The following is a 17,616-nucleotide window of genomic DNA, read 5'->3' as shown; positions in this document are numbered from 1 at the left end:
CAGGGCAAGTCCTGCGGTTCCCCGCCATCGCACTCGCAACACGAATGTGACCTCCCCCGGGCCGGCGCCATCATCGCTCACCAGCGACGACGGCGCACGGCCGGGGTCGGTGGCGCTACTGGGCGTGCTTGCGACGAGCGGCCGCGCGGCCGCGGGTGGAGGCGTCGAGCACCACCTTGCGGATGCGGACCGCCTTCGGCGTGACCTCGACGCACTCGTCGTCGCGGCAGAACTCGAGCGCCTGCTCGAGCGAGAGTTTGCGCGCCGGGACGAGCTTCTCGAACTCGTCGGCGTTGGAGCGGACGTTGGTGAGCTTCTTCTCCTTGGTGATGTTGACGTCCATGTCGTCGGCGCGGGAGTTCTCGCCGACGATCATGCCCTCGTACACCTCGGTGGCCGGCTCGACGAAGAGCGTGCCGCGCTCCTGCAGGTTGATCATCGCGTAGGACGTGGCCGCACCGGACCGGTCGGCCACCAGCGAGCCGCTGGGTCGGGTGCGCAGCTCGCCGAACCACGGCTCGTAGCTGTCGAAGACCTGGTGGGCGAGGCCGGTGCCGCGGGTCTCGGTGAGGAAGTCGGTGCGGAAGCCGATGAGTCCGCGGGCCGGCACGACGAACTCCATGCGGATCCAGCCGGTGCCGTGGTTGGTCATCTGCTCCATGCGGCCCTTGCGGACGGCGAGCAGCTGGGTGATCGCGCCGAGGTACTCCTCGGGGCAGTCGATGGTGAGCCGCTCGACCGGCTCGTGCACCTTGCCGTCGATCTCGCGGGTGACCACCTGCGGCTTGCCGACGGTCAGTTCGAAGCCCTCGCGGCGCATCTGCTCGACGAGGATGGCCAGCGCCAGCTCGCCGCGGCCCTGCACCTCCCACGCGTCCGGCCGCTCCGTGGGCAGCACCCGCAGCGACACGTTGCCGATCAGCTCGCTCTCGAGCCGGTCCTTCACCAGCCGCGCGGTCACCTTGGTGCCGCCGGACCGACCCGACAGCGGCGACGTGTTGGACCCGATCGTCATCGACAGCGCCGGCTCGTCGACGGTGATGAGCGGCAGCGGCCGCGGGTCGTCGACGTCGGCCAGCGTCTCGCCGATGGTGATCTCGGGGATGCCTGCGACGGCGATGATGTCGCCCGGGCCGGCCTTCTCGGCCGGGACCCGCTCGAGCGCCTCGGTCATGAGCAGCTCGGTGACCTTGACCCGCTCGATGCTGCCGTCCTTGCGGCACCAGGCGACCTGCGTCCCCTTGGCGATCTCGCCCTCGCGGACGCGGCACAGCGCGAGCCGGCCCAGGAACGGCGAGGCGTCGAGGTTGGTGACGTGCGCCTGCAGCGGCGCGCCCTCGGTGTAGGTGGGCGCCGGGATGGTCTCGAGGATGGTGTCGACGAGCGGCGCGAGGTTCTCGGAGTCCGGCACGCTGCCGTCGGCCGGCCGCTCGTTGGAGGCCTTGCCGTCGCGGGCGCACGCGTAGACGATCGGGAAGTCGAGCGCGCCTTGGTCGCTGGAGTCGTCGAGCAGGTCGATGAAGAGCTCGTACGTCTCGTCGACCACCTCGGCGATGCGCGCGTCGGGCCGGTCGGTCTTGTTCACGACCACGACGATCGGCAGCCGGCCCTGCAGCGCCTTGCGCAGCACAAACCGGGTCTGCGGCAGCGGCCCCTCACTGGCGTCGACCAGCAGCACCACGCCGTCGACCATGGACAGGCCACGCTCGACCTCGCCGCCGAAATCGGCGTGACCCGGGGTGTCGATGATGTTGATGGTGGTGTCGCCCCAGCGGACGGCGGTGTTCTTGGCGAGAATCGTGATGCCCTTCTCCCGCTCCAGATCACCGGAGTCCATCACCCGGTCGGCGACGTCCTGGTTGGCGCGGAACACCCCTGACTGCCACAGCAGCGCATCGACGAGGGTGGTCTTGCCGTGGTCGACATGGGCCACGATGGCGACGTTGCGGAGGTCGTCGCGGCTGCGCACGGACATGCGGAGAACTCGTTCCTGACTGGGGGGAGATGACAGCCCATCCTACGGCGTGCCGGGCACGAGCTCATCCACAGCCGTGATCCGTGGCCGGGTTGCCGCCGTGGTGGCCGGGGAGTTGCACGTCGATCGCGGTGTGCGAGAGCGGGCCGTCCACCTCGTGAGATCGCTCGGCGATCCGCGGGCCTTGCCCAGGACTGTGTTCGCTGGACCAGGCATGCATTCCTGGTGGAGCGGGAGAACGCCTGGTGAGGTACATCATCGTTGATGATCATCGCCGTTCAGAGGCCCAGGTCGCCGGTGGGTGGAGGCGACGGCCGCCGATGGGCCGGTCGACGTCCGCGAACGACCGTAGCGTCGGCTGCGGAGCCCGAGGTGTGCCCAGACTCGCCCCGTCCCCCTGCTAGCCGACCGAACCGCCCGGCCAACCGAGCAGACCGGCCGACCGAACCGCCCGGCCAACCGTCACCGAGCCCCACCAGCGTCAGACCACGCGGGTCTCGACCTCGGCGAAGTGACACGCCACCGGATGGCCCACGCCGGTGTCGATGAGCGGCGGTTCCTTGGCGGCGCAGATGTCCTGGGCCTTCCAGCAGCGGGTGCGGAACCGGCAGCCGCTCGGCGGATCGAGCGGGCTGGGGACGTCGCCGGCGAGGATGATGCGCTCGCGGCGGCGCTCCTCGACCGGGTCGGCGGTGGGCGCCGCCGACAGCAGCGCCTGCGTGTACGGATGCGCCGGGTTCTCGTACACCTCGTCGCGGGTGCCGGTCTCGACGATCTTGCCCAGGTACATGACGGCGACGCGGTCGGAGATGTGCCGGACCACGGACAGGTCGTGGGCGATGAAGATGTAGGCCAGCCCGAGCTCGTCCTGCAGGTCCTCGAGCAGGTTCACGACACCTGCCTGCACCGAGACGTCCAGCGCCGACACCGGCTCGTCGAGCACCAGCAGCCGCGGCTCCAGGGCCAGCGCACGGGCGATGCCGATGCGCTGGCGCTGACCGCCGGAGAACTCGTGCGGGTACCGGTTGCCGTGCTCGGGGTTGAGGCCGACCAGCTCGAGCAGCTCGGCCACGCGCTTCTTGCCACCGCCGCGCCACCTGCCGTGCACCTTCAGCGGCTCGGCGATGATGTCGTTGACCGGCATCTTCGGGTTCAGCGAGGCGTACGGGTCCTGGAACACGATCTGCAGGTCGCGGCGGACCTCGTTCATGCCGCGCGCGTCGAGGCCCGTGAGCTCCTTGCCCTGGAACACGACCGAGCCCGACGTGGGCTTGTGCAGCTGCAGGATCGCCCGGCCGGTGGTGGACTTGCCGCAGCCGGACTCCCCCACGACGCCCAGGGTCTCGCGGGCGTCGACGTGCAGTGAGACGCCGGTGACGGCCTGGACGTGGCCGATGACGCGGCGCAGCAGGCCGCCGCCGTAGACCGGGAAGTGCATGACGAGGTCGGTCACGTCGAGCAGGTGCTGCCCGGTGCCGCTCTCCGGCGCCACCTCGGGCGAGATCTCGGTGGAGGTGACCATGTCAGACCGCCTCGCTCTCCGTGCGGAAGAACACTGTCGGGTCGTCGACGTCGGCGAGCTGGTCCCAGTGGTGGCAGGCCGCCACGTGGCCCAACTCGTCCGTCGGCTCCAGAGCCGGCTCCGACTCGTGGCAGACGTCGGTGGCCAAGGGGCAGCGCGGCGAGAACGGGCAGCCCTTCGGCAGGTTGATCAACGACGGCGGGGTGCCGACGATCGGCCGCAACCGCGATCCCGAGCCGCCGCTCTCCAGCGCCGGGATCGAGCCCAGCAGCCCCGCGGTGTACGGCATCCGCGGCTGATAGAAGATGCGGTCGGTCTCGGCGATCTCGACCGGCTTGCCCGCGTACATGACGAGGACGCGGTGGGCCATGCCGGCCACCACGCCGAGGTCGTGCGTGATGAGCACGATGGCCGCGTTGACCTCGTCCTTCACCTGCACCAGCGTCTCCAGGATCTGCGCCTGGACGGTGACGTCGAGGGCCGTGGTGGGCTCGTCGGCGATGATGACGTCGGGGTTGTTGATGACCGCCATCGCGATCATCGCGCGCTGCCGCATGCCGCCGGAGAACTCGTGCGGGTAGTTGTCCAGCCGCTTCTTCGGCTGCGGGATGCCGACCAGCGCCAGCATGTCCTCGGCCCGGGCGAGCGCCTGCTTGCGCGGCATGATCTCGTGCGAGAGCACCGCCTCGGCCAGCTGGTCGCCGATGGAGTAGACCGGGTTCAGCGCCGTCATCGGGTCCTGGAAGATCATCGCGATCTTCTTGCCGCGCAGCGCCCGCTGCTGCTTCGGCGACTTCTTCAGCAGGTCGTCGCCGCGGTAGAGGATCTTGCCGGCGATGCGGGCGGACTTGGGCAGCAGTCCCATGACCGCCATCGACGACACCGACTTGCCCGAACCGGACTCACCCACGATGCCCAGCACCTCGCGCTCGTGGACGGCGTACGAGACGCCGCGCACCGCGCGGACCAGGCCGTCGTCGGTGGGGAACGAGACGGTGAGGTCCTCGACCCGCAGCACCTCCGTCTGACCGGGGCCGGAGGTCTCCTCCAGCTTGGTGGCGACGTGCACCTCGGCGGCGGACTCGGTGACGGCGGGCTGGTCCAGCCCGCCCTGGCCCGCGGCGGGGTCGGGCAGTGGGGAGCCGATCGGCATGCCTGGAGTCGTCATCAGTCACGCACCCGGTTCTGTCGAGGGTCGAAGGCGTCGCGCAGGCCGTCGCCGATGAAGTTCACCGACAGGGCGATCGCGATGATGAACACGCCCGGGAACCAGAAGAGCCACGGTCTGGTGGAGAACGCCGACTGGTAGAGGCTGATCAGCCGGCCCAGCGAGGTGTCCGGGTCACGCACGCCGAAGCCCAGGAACGACAGCGCCGCCTCGAGCAGGATGGCCGCAGCGACGGCCAGCGTGGCGCTCACGATGATGACGCCGATGATGTTCGGCAGCATGTGCTTGACGATGATGCGGCGCGCCGACGTGCCGGCGGCGCGGGCGGCCTCGACGAACTCCTTCTCGCGCAACGCCAGGAACTCGCCACGCACCAGGCGGGCCAGGTTGGTCCAGGTGACCAGGCCGATGACCAGACCCAGCACGACGATGCCGGAGTCGCCGTAGCGACGGCCGAGGACCGCGGCCACGACCAGCAGCGGGATGGTGATCATGACGTCGGTGAAGCGCATCAGCACCGCCTCGACCCGGCCGCGGAAGTAGCCGGCGGTCGCGCCGACCAGCGTGCCGATGACGGTTCCGACGATGCCGACGATGAACGCGATCGTGATCGACTGCTGCACGCCGCGCATGGTCAGCGCGAAGTAGTCCTTGCCGACGTTGTCCTGCCCGAACGGGTGCTCGCCGAGGTGGACACCGCTGCCGCCCAGCCAGGTCGGGATGACGCTCAGGGTCGGCCGGCCGCCGTTCTCGACGGTGGCGATGGACCAGTAGTCCTTGTCCCACCAGCCCGGGACGTTGGCGAAGCCGATCGAACTGAACGCCAGCAGCACGATCAGCAACAGGGCGATCAGGCCGCCCATGGCGGCGCGGTGCCGGAAGAACCGGCGCCGGACCATCTGCGCCTGGGTGCGCGCGACGACGGTCATGCCCTGTACGTCGGCGGCCGCGGCCGCCGCGGGGACCGGCCCGGGGCCGGGAGTCGTGGGATCGCTCATCGTTTCGTCCTCCTCACGACAACCGGATGCGCGGGTCGAGGAATGCGTAGGCGATGTCCGCCAGCATGTTGAACACCACCGCCGCGGCGCCGGCGATCAGGAAGAAGCCCATGACCGGGTTCGGATCGACCCGGGTCAGGGCGTCGGTGAACAGTTTGCCGAGGCCGGTCCAGCCGAACACGTTCTCGGTGATGACGGCGCCGCTGAGCACGCCGGCGAAGTCGAACGCCATCAGCGTCGTGATCGGGATCATCGCATTGCGGAACGCGTGCTTGACGACGACGCCCCGCTCGGCCAGGCCCTTCGACCGGGCCGTGCGCACGTAGTCCTGGTTCAGCACCTCGAGCATGCTCGAGCGGGTGTACCGGGTGTAGGTGGCGAACGAGATCAGCACGATCGCGATCGTGGGCAGGATCAGGTGGGTGGCGCGGTCGAGCCCCTCCTCCCAGAACGTGCCCTGGAAGTTCGGAGTGCGCGCGCCGATGGTGGCGATGACCCGGCCGCTGACGCGGTCGGAGTAGGTGTCCCAGGCACCGAGCAGGCGATCCAGGAAGAGCAGCGCACCGGTGCCGAGGCCGGTCAGCACGGCGGCCTGGATGGCCTGCCGGCGCTGCAGCCCGCCCAGGGCGTAGCCGAGGCCCACTCCGACGGCGACGGTCACCAGCGCGAGCAGCACGATGATCATGGCGCTGGGGTCGTCGAGCACGGAGTCGAGCGCGAAGTGGCAGACGATACCGACGCCCGCCGACGCGAGCGCCGCGTAGAGCACGTTGCGGTAGGTGAAGCCGGCGACGAGGGCAGTGGTGAGGAACGCCAGTCCCACGGCCGTGACGGCGATGACGACGACACCGAGGCCGGGGTCGGCGAACCACTGGGTCTCCGACAACAGCCACAGCGCGCCGGCCGAGGCGACGAACGCCGCGGCGAACGTCGTCAGACGTCTGGTGCGGTCGCCGGAGATGACGATCATCCAGAACAGCCCGCTGACGACGCCGAGGACCACCGCCACCCCGATGGGGACGGTCGGATCGCCGAGCCAGTCGTTGAACCGGATCGCGCCGTACTCCTTGAGCAGCACCGCGACCCAGAAGATCGGCAGCGAGAAGAAGAGGAAGGCGCTGAACGTGACCGTGTAGTCCAGGCCGCTGTACTGACGCAGGGCGGTGACGATGCCGACCGTGATGCCCAGGATCATCGCCAGCACGGTGGCGGCGATGACCAGCTGCAGCGTCTGGGTGAATGCCACGCCGAGCAGCGCGCTGACGTCCTGGCCCTGGACGCTCTGGCCGAGGTCACACTCGAAGACGAACGGCGCGAGACAGCCGGCCGCGCCCTTGAGCCAGATGAAGTAGCGCAGCGGCGCCGGCGTATCGAGGTTCAGCAGCCGGATGCGCGCCTCGATCAGGGCCTCGCGGTTCGGCGCCCGGGACTCCTGCAGATCGCCCAGCGGATTGCCGGCGTTCGCGGTGAGGAGATACATCACGAACGTCGCGGCGAGCAGGATGAAGAACGAGACGATCACCCTGCGCACGATGAAGACCAGCATGGTTACACCAGCCCGTCGACAGTCATCAGATCAGATCCAGCCCTTGTCAGGTCCGCACCATCGTCGGCCGGGGTACGACGCGACCGGGTGCAAGGTTCGGGCCAGGAGCGACGAGGCTCCTGGCCCGAACCATCGAGCCGGTCCGGCCGGGGATCCCGGCCGGACCCGCGAACGGTCAGGACGAACGCGCCCACTCTTCCAGGTTGAACGTCACCTGGGTCTGGGCGGCGTTCTGCTGGACGCCCGTGACGTCCGGCGCGTGCGCCGTGACACCCGGGTGCGCGTACAGCGGGATGCTGAACAGATCGGCCCAGAGGTCGGTCTCGATCTCGGTCAGCAGCTCCACCTGCCGGGCCTCGTCGGTCGTGACGACCAGCTCGGTCCACGCGGCGTCGACGTCGGGGTTGGAGTAGCCGTACGGGTTCTGGCCCTCAGCGGTGCGGTAGAGCGAGGCACCGGAGGTCAGGACGCCGGAGCCGGCCCAGGCGAACAGCGCGACCTCGTAGCTGGTGACGTCGGTGATACCGGCGCCCAGGTCGGGGGTCGGGGTGTCGACGATCTCGAAGCCGGCCTGGTCGCAGGACGCCTTGATCGCGGCGACCGTGTCGGCGCGACGCGGGTTCGGGTCGGACCGCAGGATGCGGATCTGGGTGCCCGCGGCACCGGCGGCGTCGATGAGCGCCTTCGAGCCGGCGATGTCGGGCTCGTCGTACTCGCCGCCGTAGGCAGCGCCCACCACCTGGTCGTACTCCGGGTCCCACGGGAAGAACTCGCGCAGGTTCATGACGACCGCTTCAGGGTTGGCCGGCGCGATCAGGTTGTCGACGATCTGCTGGCGCGGCACGCACATGGCGAACGCCTGGCGCAGGTTCGGGTCGGCCATGACCGCGCCCGGGGTCTGGTTGAAGTCCAGGTGCTCCCACGTCATCTCGTCACCGGTGATGACCGTGACCTGGTCGCCCAGCTGCTCGAGCGAGGCCACGAGGTCGACGTTGACCTGCGGCGCGATGACATCGACCTCACCGTTGGCCAGTGCCTGGACCTGCTGGTCCTGCTGGATGAACCGGATGACGATGGTGTCGGTGGCCGGCGGGTCGCCGTAGTAGTTCTCGTTGGCGACCAGCGTCAGCGACTGGCCGGCCTCCCAGCCGTCGATGACGTACGGGCCCGACGCCGGGAGCAGCGCGGAGTCGAGCAGCGCGCCCGGCCCCATGTCCCAGCCGGTGTTCCAGAACTCCCCGACCGGCGCCAGGGCCGTGAGGTCGTCGTTCTGGATGGCGGTCACGAGATCTTCAGCCGTCATCCCGGCCTGCTCGGCCACGATGTGGGCCGGCAGCATGCTGGTGTTCGTCACCTGCTGCCAGTCGGCGAACGGCTCGGAGTAGACGAACTCGACTTCCTTGTCACCCGGCTGGCAGGTCGGCTTGGCCACCAGGTCGTAGCCGGTGGTGCCCGGCACCCGGAACAGCGGGACCGGGTTGCCGTCCTCGCCGATCTCCGCGGTCTCGTAGCCGGCGCCCTGGGTCGCCCACTCCAGCAGGAGGTCGTCGCAGTCGATCGGCTCACCGTCGGACCACACGGCGTCCTCGGCGAAGGTGTAGAGGACGGTCAGCGGTTCCTCGGACGTGACCTCGTAGGTACCGAACGCCTCGTTGCGGACGATCTCGCCCTGCGGACCGTAGTCCCAGAAGCCGTCCTGAACGCCATTGAGGACGAACGTGTTCCAGGTACCGTTGCCGGTCTCGGAGTTGCCGTTGTACGACGTGAACTCCGAATCGGACGCGACCGTGATCGGGCCGCTCGACGAGCCGCCCGGAGACTCGGTGTCGCCGCTACCGGAGCCGTCGCCGTCGTCGTCGCCGCCACATGCAGAGAGCGCCAGCGCCCCTGCCGTGAGCACGGCGAAGAACGCCATACCCCTGCGCTTGGTGGTCAAGGTCTGACTCCTCGTGTGTCGGATCGCAAGGATCGCAGAATGAGTGTGGCTAAGACCATCACCGCCACTGACGTACACACAAGGTGGCCGGGCGCGCTGTTACTGACCTGCAACCCAACTAGGTCGGCAGGCTACGAAATCACAACGGATCGGACACGAACCTTCGTGAAATTCTCCTGTCTAATTCGTCTTGGACAGGACGGAAAACGTTCGCCCTACTCCGAATGCCGCCACCGCGATTCCGATTCCGCCGACGATGAAGGGCAGCCGGAGGTCGATCGCGCCGAGTAGTCCGCCGGCGAGCGTGCCGATGGGCATCAGCCCCCAGCCGAAGGCCCGCCACGCGCCGTGCGTGCGGCCGAGCAACCGGCTCGGCACCAGTTCCTGGCGGGTGGTGACGCTGAGGACGTTCCAGGCCGCGACGCTGAGGCCGGCTCCGACCATGCCGACGGCGGCGGTCGCCGGGTGTGCCACGAACCCGCACAGTGCGTACGACGCCCCCGTGACCAGCACGGACGTGGTCATCAGCGGCCCACGCTCGAACCGCCGGGTCAGCCGGGGCATGATCAGCGCGCCGAGCACCGCGCCGACCGCCGCGGCCATGGCGAACAACCCGTACACGGCGTCGGGCAGGCCGAGCTGGTCGAGGACGTACAGCACGAACACGGCCTGAGCCAGGGAGTTGAACACGGCCAGCACGATGTTGACCGCCCACAGCCGGCGCAGCAGCGGGTGGCCGAGCAGGAACCGGATGCCCTCGGCCAGCGACCGGCGGGTCAGCGGCTCCTTCGGCTCATCGGCGGCCCGCGGCGCCCGGGCGGCGCTCAGCGGGAGCAGCAGCACGAGAACGGCGGCCAGCGCGTAGCCCGCGGAGTGCACGACGAACGGCAGCGCCGCCGCGACCGCGAACAGCAGGCCGGCCAGCGGCGCCGCGACGAAGTTCTGTGCGACGACCTCGGTGGCTTGGAACCGGCTGTTGGCCCGGACCAGGCCGTCGCGCCCGGCCACGGCCGGCACCATGGCCTGCAGCGACCCGTCGGCCACCGTCTCGAACGCACCGAAGACGAACACCGCGCCGATGAGCACGGCGATGACCATGTGGTCGGTGGCGACCAGCAGGCACACCGCGGCGGCGACCACGGCCCGCACGCCGCAGGCGAACGCGGCCACCCGGCGGCGGTCGAAGCGGTCGACGATGCTGCCGGACAGGACGCCGAACAGCAGCCACGGCAGGAACTGCGCGACGCCCACCAAGGAAACAAGGACGGGATCGCGCGTGAGCGCCGCCGCGAGCAGCGGCGCGGCCGTCGCCGCGAACCCGTCGGACAGGTTGGCGCCGACGGCGGCTCCCCACAGCCGGGTGAACGCCGGGCCGAGCCCGCGGGCGGGCGCGGCGGTCACCGTCACGGCAGGTCCTGAGCGGCGACCGGGAAGGTGTGGATCTGCACCTCGACGATGCGGGCGTCGTCGTCGGTGGCGGATTCGCGGCCGACGGCCCGCTCGTGCCAAGCATCGACGACCGCCGCCAGCTCGGCACTGATCCGGGCCAGTTCGTCGGCCCGCAGCCGCAGGTGTGCCGTCGAGTTGATGGTGGCCTGTCCCCACTCGCGGGGGGCCTGGAGATAGCCGTCGGAGAGCCAGTGCCCGAGGCGGGCCGACTGCGCGCGTCGGAGTTCGTCGACGACCAGCCGGGCCGCCTCGCCGCTGGCGCTGCCGGCCAGCTCGTAGCTGTCGAGCTCGGTGCCGCCGGGATAGGCCCGCCAGTACCGCTCGCGCCCGGCGCCGCGGGCGGTGTCTTCCTCGACGAATCCGTGCTTGGCCAGCTGACGCAGGTGGTAGCTGGTCGAGCCGGTGCTCTCGCCGAACCGCTCGGCCAGCATGGTCGCCGTGGCCGGGCCGTACGTCACCAGCGCGTCGTAGAGCTGGACCCGCAGCGGGTGCGCGAGACCACGCAGCGTGGTCGCGTCGATGCGGCGTCTCGGGGCGTCTGGCATGCCCGGACCGTACCGCATGCCAAGACTTCTTTGCAACCATTCCTTTGCATCGCTGCGGCTATTTTGAAAACAAGATCGTCCAGAAAATCAAGGGCACGGTCGTGTGATGTTCATCCCATCGCAGACAACCCCTGGATTCGGGGCCGTACCCGTGCCAGGCTGCGGCCTATCGCGACCGCCGACGCTCGCGGGAGGCAGTGATGGGAATGTCCGAGAGCCGGGCCGCAGTGGCCGAGGCCGTATCCGTCCTCGACGCGGCGGTGGCCACCCTGCGCCTCCATTACGGCGACACCCTCGGCGTCAGGCGCCTGGTCAGCGACGTGGCCCGGCTCGGCGACGACCTCGCCGAACTCGGCGAACCCCAGCCAGGCCATCGGCCGCATCCGGTCAGGCAGCTGGAGATCGTGCCCGACGAGCCGTACGACCCGAGCATGTGGGCCGGCGCCGAGGACGAGGGCCTGGGCGCCCCGGACCGGCGAGCTCCATGACCGGTCGCTCCGCCGCCGCGTGAGGCCGCATCCGTTCCCGTCCCGTCCCCCCGTTCTCTGAAAAGAGCATTCAGACGACATGGCCGCCCCTACCGGAATCAAGTCTCCGACCCGGGCCCGCATCGCCGCGCGCACTCTGCGCACGGATCGCTGGTGGCTCTACCCCACGTTCACCGCGCTGGTGCTGCTCGCCTTCGTGGTCTACGCCACCTACCGGGCCTTCTCCGGACAGCACTACTTCGCCGAGCCGTACCTGACGCCGTTCTACTCGCCGTGTGTCACCACCGAGTGCGTCGAGGGCTCGGCCCACCTGGGCACCTGGGTGGGTGACTGGTGGCCGTTCTCGCCGGCCGTGCTGATCCTCGTCATCCCGCTGAGCCTGCGGCTGACCTGCTACTACTACCGCAAGGCGTACTACCGCTCGTTCTGGATGTCGCCGCCGGCCTGCGCCGTCGGCGAGCCGCACCGCCGCTACACCGGCGAGACGCGGTTCCCGCTGATCCTGCAGAACATCCACCGCTACGCGCTGTACATCGCGCTGGCGTACAACGTGCTGCTCACTTACGACGCGGTGATGAGCTTCAAGTCGCCCGAGGGCGAGTGGGGGCACATGGGTCTGGGCTCGCTGATCCTCGTGGTCAACGCGGTGCTGCTGGCGCTGTACAGCCTGTCGTGCCACTCGTGCCGGCACATCATCGGCGGACGGCTGCGCAACTTCTCCAAGCATCCGGTGCGTTACCGCCTGTGGGGAGGGGTGTCGGTGCTCAACGGCCGGCACGCGCAGCTGGCGTGGGCGTCCCTGGTCTGGGTGGCCTTCACCGACTTCTACATCTGGATGGTCGCGTCCGGCACCTGGTCCGACCCGCGGTTCTTCTGAGGAGCAGAGCGACACCATGGCTGAAATCGAACGCCACAGCTTCGACGTGCTCGTGGTCGGCGCCGGCGGCGCCGGCCTGCGGGCGGCCATCGCGGCCCACGACGCGGGCGCGAAGGTCGGCATCGTCTGCAAGTCGCTGCTGGGCAAGGCGCACACCGTCATGGCCGAGGGCGGCATCGCCGCCGCCATGGCGAACGTGTGGAAAGAGGACAACTGGCAGGTGCACTTCCGCGACACCATGCGTGGCGGGAAGATGCTCAACCACTGGCGAATGGCGCAGCTGCACGCGCAGGAGGCACCGGACCGCGTTCGCGAGCTGGAGGAGTGGGGCGCGCTGTTCGACCGCACGCCCGACGGCCTGATCTCCCAGCGCGACTTCGGCGGGCACCGCTACGCGCGGCTGGCGCACGTCGGCGACCGCACCGGCCTGGAACTGATCCGCACGCTGCAGCAGCGCGCCGTGGCCCTCGGCATCGAGGTGTTCATGGAGTGCACCGTCACCAAGCTGCTCACGTCGGACGGGCGGATCTCCGGCGCGTTCGGCTACTGGCGCGAGTCCGGCCGGTTCGTCGCCTTCGAGGCGCCGTCGGTCGTCCTGGCCACCGGCGGAATCGGCAAGTCGTACAAGGTGACGTCGAACTCGTGGGAGTACACCGGCGACGGCCACGCGCTGGCGCTGGAGGCCGGCGCGAGCCTGGTGAACATGGAGTTCGTCCAGTTCCACCCGACCGGCATGGTCTGGCCGCCGTCGGTGAAGGGGATCCTGGTCACCGAGTCGGTCCGGGGCGACGGCGGCGTGCTGCGCAACAGCGAGGGCCGCCGGTTCATGTTCGACTACATCCCCGAGTTCTTCAAGGCCGAGACGGCGGACTCCGAGGAGGAGGCCGACCGCTGGTACGAGGACAAGACGAACAACCGCCGGCCACCGGAGCTGCTCCCCCGCGACGAGGTCGCCCGGGCCATCAACGCCGAGGTCAAAGCCGGTCGTGGGTCGCCGCACGGCGGCGTGTTCCTCGACATCGCCTCGCGCCGGACGCCCGAGTACATCCGCCGCCGGTTGCCGTCGATGTATCACCAGTTCAAGGAGCTGGCCGACGTCGACATCACGGCCGAGCCGATGGAGGTCGGCCCGACCTGCCACTACGTCATGGGCGGCGTCGCCGTCGACCCCGACACCGGCGAGTCGGCGGTCCAGGGCCTGTACGCGGCGGGCGAGGTGGCCGGCGGCATGCACGGCGCCAACCGCCTGGGCGGCAACTCGCTCTCGGACCTGCTGGTCTTCGGCCGCCGGACGGGGCTCAACGCGGCCTACGCGGCGGCCCGGCGAGGACAACGACCGGAGATCACCGACGAGGAGATCCGCACGGCGTCCGAGCACGCGGTCGCGCCGTTCGGCATCGAGGGCGGCGAGAACCCGTACACCGTCCAGCACGACCTCCAGGAGGTCATGCACAACCTGGTCGGCATCATCCGGACCGCTGACGAGATGGAGCGTGCGCTGAGCGACCTGGCCGGCCTGCGTGAGCGGATCACCCGGCTCAGCGTCGAAGGGCACCGGCAGTACAACCCCGGCTGGCACCTGGCGCTGGACCTGCGCAACATGCTGCGGGTCTCCGAATGCATCGCCCGGGCGGCGCTCGAGCGAACGGAGAGCAGGGGCGGGCACACGCGCAACGACTACCCCGCCACCGACGACGCGTGGGGCAGGCTCAACCTGCACTGCCGCCTCGACGGCGAGAGCGTCGACATCGCCCGCGAGCCGCTCCCCCAGATGCCCGACGACCTGCGCGAGCTCTTCAACTAGCTGTGACCGCCGAGGAGGCGTGAAGTGGGATACGACCTGCAGATGAAGGTGTGGCGCGGCGACGCCACCGGCGGGGAACTGGTCGACTACACCGTCCCCGTCGAAGAGGGCGAGGTGGTCCTCGACGCGCTGCACCGCATTCAGGCCACGCAGTCCGGCGACCTCGCGGTGCGCTGGAACTGCAAGGCCGGCAAGTGCGGCTCGTGCAGCACCGAGATCAACGGCCGGCCGCGGCTGGCCTGCATGACCCGGCTCTCGACGTTCGAGGAGGGCGAGACGGTGACGGTGACGCCGCTGCGCACCTTCCCGGTGGTCCGCGACCTCGTCACGGACGTCTCGTACAACTACAAGGTCGCCGAGACGGTGCCGCCGTTCGCGCCGGAGCCGCGTCCCGCCGACGGTCAGTACCGCATGCAGCAGGTGGACGTCGAGCGCGGCCAGGAGTTCCGCAAGTGCATCGAGTGCTTCCTGTGCCAGGACGTGTGCCACGTCATCCGTGACCACGAGGAGAACAAGCAGTCCTTCTCCGGCCCGCGGTTCTTCCTGCGCTATGCCGAGCTGGAGATGCACCCACTGGACACCAACGACCGCCGTGAGCTGGCGCGCGAGCAGGCCGGCATCGGGATGTGCAACATCACCAAGTGCTGCACCGAGGTGTGCCCGGAGGGCATCCACATCACCGACAACGCGATCATCCCGATGAAGGAGCGCGTCGTCGACCGGTCCTTCGACCCGGTCACCTGGCTCGGCCGGAAGATCTTCCGCCGCGACCAGTTGCCCGAGGCGCAGGTTCCCCAGGGCCGGTCCGAGTAGACCGGCGGATCACCGGGTATGCGGGGGGTCATGGAGGTGGACCCCATGACCCTGCTCGACCACGACGGCGTCCGGGCGGCCCTCGAAGGGCTGCCCGGATGGTCCGGCGACCCGTCCGCCATCACCCGCAGCGTCGAGGCGCCGGACTTCTCCACCGGCATCCGCATCGTCGACGACGTCGCGGCGGCGGCCGAGGCGGCCGACCATCACCCGGACATCGACATCCGCTGGACCAAGGTGACGTTCACGCTGCTCACCTACTCCGAGGGCGGCGTGACGCAGAAGGACGTCGGCCTGGCCGGCACCATCAACGAGATCGCCGCCCGGCACGGGGCGCGATAGCGTGGAACATGGACGTCACCGAGTACACGCCCACCCGCGACCAGTACGCCTATACCTTCGGAGGCGCCGCCGCGGCCATGCGGGTGACACCGGGGACCGCGCTGCGGCTCTGGTCCGACGACGCGTTCGGTGGCGTCCTGCGCACGACCGGCGACCTGTCCAGCGCCAAGGTCGACCTCCGCTTCGTCAACCCGCAGACCGGGCCGTTCTACGTCGAGGGCGCCGAGCCGGGTGACACCCTGGTGCTCCACCTGGTCGCGCTGGAGCCGGCCCGCGACTGGGGAGCGTCGGCGGCCATCCCGTTCTTCGGCGGCATGACGAGCACCGATCGGGTCGTCACCCTGCAGGAGCCGTTGCCGGACACGACGTGGATCTACGAGCTGGACCGCGACCGGAACACCGTGGCCTTCGCGGCGCGGCACAGCGACCATCGCATCGAGCTGCCCGTCGCCACGATGCTCGGCACGGTCGGCGTGGCCCCCGCCGGTGGCGAGGTGCGCTCCTCGCTGGTGCCCGACCGGTTCGGCGGCAACATGGACACCCCGCAGATGCGGGCCGGCACGACCGTCTACCTCGGCGTGAACGTCGAGGGGGCGATGTTCTCCGTCGGCGACGGCCACTACCGCCAGGGCGAGGGCGAGGCCTGCGGCACCGCCGTCGAGGGCGCGATGACCACCACCCTCATCGTCGACCTCATCAAGGGTGGGGCGCCGGGCTGGCCCCGGCTCGAGGACGACACGCATTGGATGACCGTCGGCTCGAGCCGCCCGCTGGAGGACTCCTGGCGCATCGGCAACGCCGAGCTGGTGCACTGGGTCGGCGCGCTCTACGGCCTGCACCCGATGGACGCGTACCAGCTGTGCTCGCAGATCGCGGAGGTCCCGATCGCCAACGTCGTCGACGCCAACTACAGCGTGGTGGTCAAGGCGGCGAAGGCGCTGCTGCCGGCCGCCGACGCGTTCGACGGCATCCACGCCGACCTGCGGGCCCGCGCGGCCACGCTCTGACGCTCCTTCCTCGACGAAAGGCCGGCCATGGATCTGCAGCTCAGCGGCACCCGCGTTCTCGTCACCGGCGGTACGCGCGGCATCGGCCGGGCCATCGTCGCGGCGTTCCTCGACGAAGGCGCCACGGTCGGCTTCTGCGGGCGCACCGCCGACGCGGTGAGCGCGACCCAGGAGGCGCTCGGCTCCCGCGGCCCCGTCACCGGCACGGTGGTCGACGTCGGCGACGGCGACGCCCTCGCCGCCTGGGTCGACGAATCCGCCGCGTCGTTCGGTGGTCTCGACACCGTGGTGGCCAACGTCAGCGCGCTGGCGATCCCGGACACCGAGGAGAACTGGCAGCTCAGCCTGAACGTCGACCTCATGCACACCGTCCGGCTGGTCCGCGCGGCCCTCCCGCACCTCGAGCGGTCCGCGGCGCCCTCGATCATCGCGATCTCGAGCGTGTCCGGACGCGAGTCGGACTTCGCCTCCGGCCCGTACGGCACGGCCAAGACCGCCATCATCGGGTACATCAACGGGCTGGCCATGCAGCTGGCCGAGAAGGGCATCCGGGCCAACACCGTGTCCCCGGGCAACACCTACTTCGAGGGCGGCGTCTGGGCGAGCATCGAGAGCGGCGACCCCGACCTGTACCGCACGGCGGTGGGCCTCAACCCCACCGGCCACATGGGCACACCGCAGGAGATCGCCGCGCCCGTGGTCTTCCTCGCGAGTCCCGTGGCCAGCCGGGTCAGCGGCACCAACCTCGTCGTCGACGGCGCCCTGACCCGCGGCATCCAGGTGTAGCGGCGGCGCTCACCGGGCACAGTGCCGCACTCCGCTTCGCCGACTCGAGCCGTGGCACGCTGGCGCGTTCACGAACCGGGATGAATCGGGCGCGCCGCGGGCGCTCCGGCCGGCGTGGCCGTTTCTGGGGTGGCATCGGGGCTTGTGGACAGCGATGATCATCAACGATCGCTTACATCACTAGGCGTTCTCCCGCTCTGCGAGGCGTGCATGCCTGGTGGAGTGGGAGAACGCCTAGTGAAGTCGGTGTGAACCCGTGTTCACGGGCGTTTCGTGCTTCCAAGGCTCTTGTGGGCCGCCTCTTGATCACCGTTCTCACCATGGCGCACGCCGATGTCAACGGGGGCCGTGTCAACGGAC

General features: G+C 69.9%; 15 protein-coding genes. 7 read left to right on the top strand and 8 right to left on the bottom strand.

Translation table 11 applies throughout. The features are described 5' to 3' along the window. Nucleotides 1-115 precede the first annotated feature (115 nt). The 8 genes from typA to DZA62_RS33085 all read right to left on the bottom strand — a co-directional run bounded on the left by typA (nt 116) and on the right by DZA62_RS33085 (nt 11,139). Nucleotides 116-1,975 (bottom strand): translational GTPase TypA, encoded by a 1,860-nt coding sequence (gene typA / locus DZA62_RS33120; RefSeq protein WP_116953245.1) that lies wholly within the window; start codon nt 1,973-1,975, stop codon nt 116-118. Nucleotides 1,976-2,456: 481 nt separating this feature from the next. After that, nucleotides 2,457-3,497 carry an ABC transporter ATP-binding protein gene (locus DZA62_RS33115; RefSeq protein ID WP_116953244.1) on the bottom strand — a complete coding sequence of 347 codons (1,041 nt, stop codon included), beginning with the start codon at nt 3,495-3,497 and terminating at the stop codon, nt 2,457-2,459. A 1-nt stretch (nt 3,498) separates the two neighbouring features. Next, on the bottom strand, nt 3,499-4,665 hold the full coding sequence (locus DZA62_RS33110) for an ABC transporter ATP-binding protein (RefSeq protein WP_232827667.1): 1,167 nt from the start codon (nt 4,663-4,665) through the stop codon (nt 3,499-3,501). Beyond that, nucleotides 4,665-5,663, bottom strand: coding sequence for an ABC transporter permease (locus DZA62_RS33105; RefSeq protein WP_116953242.1), 999 nt, complete (start codon nt 5,661-5,663; stop codon nt 4,665-4,667). The genes DZA62_RS33110 and DZA62_RS33105 overlap by 1 nt, the downstream gene beginning before the upstream one ends. 13 nt (nt 5,664-5,676) lie before the next feature. Continuing rightward, nucleotides 5,677-7,209, bottom strand: coding sequence for an ABC transporter permease (locus DZA62_RS33100; RefSeq protein ID WP_116953241.1), 1,533 nt, complete (start codon nt 7,207-7,209; stop codon nt 5,677-5,679). Nucleotides 7,210-7,384: 175 nt separating this feature from the next. After that, complete coding sequence (locus DZA62_RS33095) at nt 7,385-9,145, bottom strand: ABC transporter family substrate-binding protein (RefSeq protein WP_198664465.1); 1,761 nt, start codon at nt 9,143-9,145, stop codon at nt 7,385-7,387. Between the two features lie 180 nt (nt 9,146-9,325). Then, nucleotides 9,326-10,552: an MFS transporter gene (locus DZA62_RS33090; RefSeq protein WP_157988062.1), complete on the bottom strand. Its 1,227-nt coding sequence runs from the start codon at nt 10,550-10,552 to the stop codon at nt 9,326-9,328. Further along, nucleotides 10,549-11,139 (bottom strand): winged helix-turn-helix domain-containing protein, encoded by a 591-nt coding sequence (locus tag DZA62_RS33085; protein ID WP_116953256.1) that lies wholly within the window; start codon nt 11,137-11,139, stop codon nt 10,549-10,551. The genes DZA62_RS33090 and DZA62_RS33085 overlap by 4 nt, the downstream gene beginning before the upstream one ends. A gap of 200 nt (nt 11,140-11,339) precedes the next feature. On the opposite strand from DZA62_RS33085, the gene DZA62_RS33080 reads away from it, so the two are divergent. The 7 genes from DZA62_RS33080 to DZA62_RS33050 all read left to right on the top strand — a co-directional run bounded on the left by DZA62_RS33080 (nt 11,340) and on the right by DZA62_RS33050 (nt 17,256). After that, the gene (locus tag DZA62_RS33080) at nt 11,340-11,627 is read left to right on the top strand and encodes a hypothetical protein (RefSeq protein WP_116953239.1); all 288 of its coding nucleotides are present in this window, start codon (nt 11,340-11,342) and stop codon (nt 11,625-11,627) included. Nucleotides 11,628-11,706: 79 nt separating this feature from the next. Further along, a complete protein-coding gene (locus DZA62_RS33075; RefSeq protein ID WP_116953238.1) occupies nt 11,707-12,504 on the top strand; it encodes a hypothetical protein in 798 nt (265 codons plus the stop codon). Between the two features lie 16 nt (nt 12,505-12,520). Next, the gene (locus tag DZA62_RS33070; protein WP_116953237.1) at nt 12,521-14,308 is read left to right on the top strand and encodes a fumarate reductase/succinate dehydrogenase flavoprotein subunit; all 1,788 of its coding nucleotides are present in this window, start codon (nt 12,521-12,523) and stop codon (nt 14,306-14,308) included. Between the two features lie 42 nt (nt 14,309-14,350). Further along, nucleotides 14,351-15,121 (top strand): succinate dehydrogenase/fumarate reductase iron-sulfur subunit, encoded by a 771-nt coding sequence (locus tag DZA62_RS33065; protein ID WP_408620152.1) that lies wholly within the window; start codon nt 14,351-14,353, stop codon nt 15,119-15,121. Between the two features lie 45 nt (nt 15,122-15,166). Further along, a complete protein-coding gene (locus tag DZA62_RS33060) occupies nt 15,167-15,463 on the top strand; it encodes a 4a-hydroxytetrahydrobiopterin dehydratase (protein WP_116953255.1) in 297 nt (98 codons plus the stop codon). 8 nt (nt 15,464-15,471) lie between these two features. Continuing rightward, nucleotides 15,472-16,470 carry an acetamidase/formamidase family protein gene (locus tag DZA62_RS33055; protein WP_116953235.1) on the top strand — a complete coding sequence of 333 codons (999 nt, stop codon included), beginning with the start codon at nt 15,472-15,474 and terminating at the stop codon, nt 16,468-16,470. A gap of 27 nt (nt 16,471-16,497) precedes the next feature. Then, nucleotides 16,498-17,256: an SDR family NAD(P)-dependent oxidoreductase gene (locus DZA62_RS33050; RefSeq protein WP_116953234.1), complete on the top strand. Its 759-nt coding sequence runs from the start codon at nt 16,498-16,500 to the stop codon at nt 17,254-17,256. Nucleotides 17,257-17,616 lie beyond the last annotated feature (360 nt).

Source organism: Jiangella endophytica (genome assembly GCF_003427025.1).
GTDB classification, from domain to species: Bacteria; Actinomycetota; Actinomycetes; order Jiangellales; family Jiangellaceae; genus Jiangella; species Jiangella endophytica.
The sequence above is the reverse complement of the archived record's forward strand: the minus strand, read 5'-3'. Positions and strand labels throughout refer to the sequence as shown.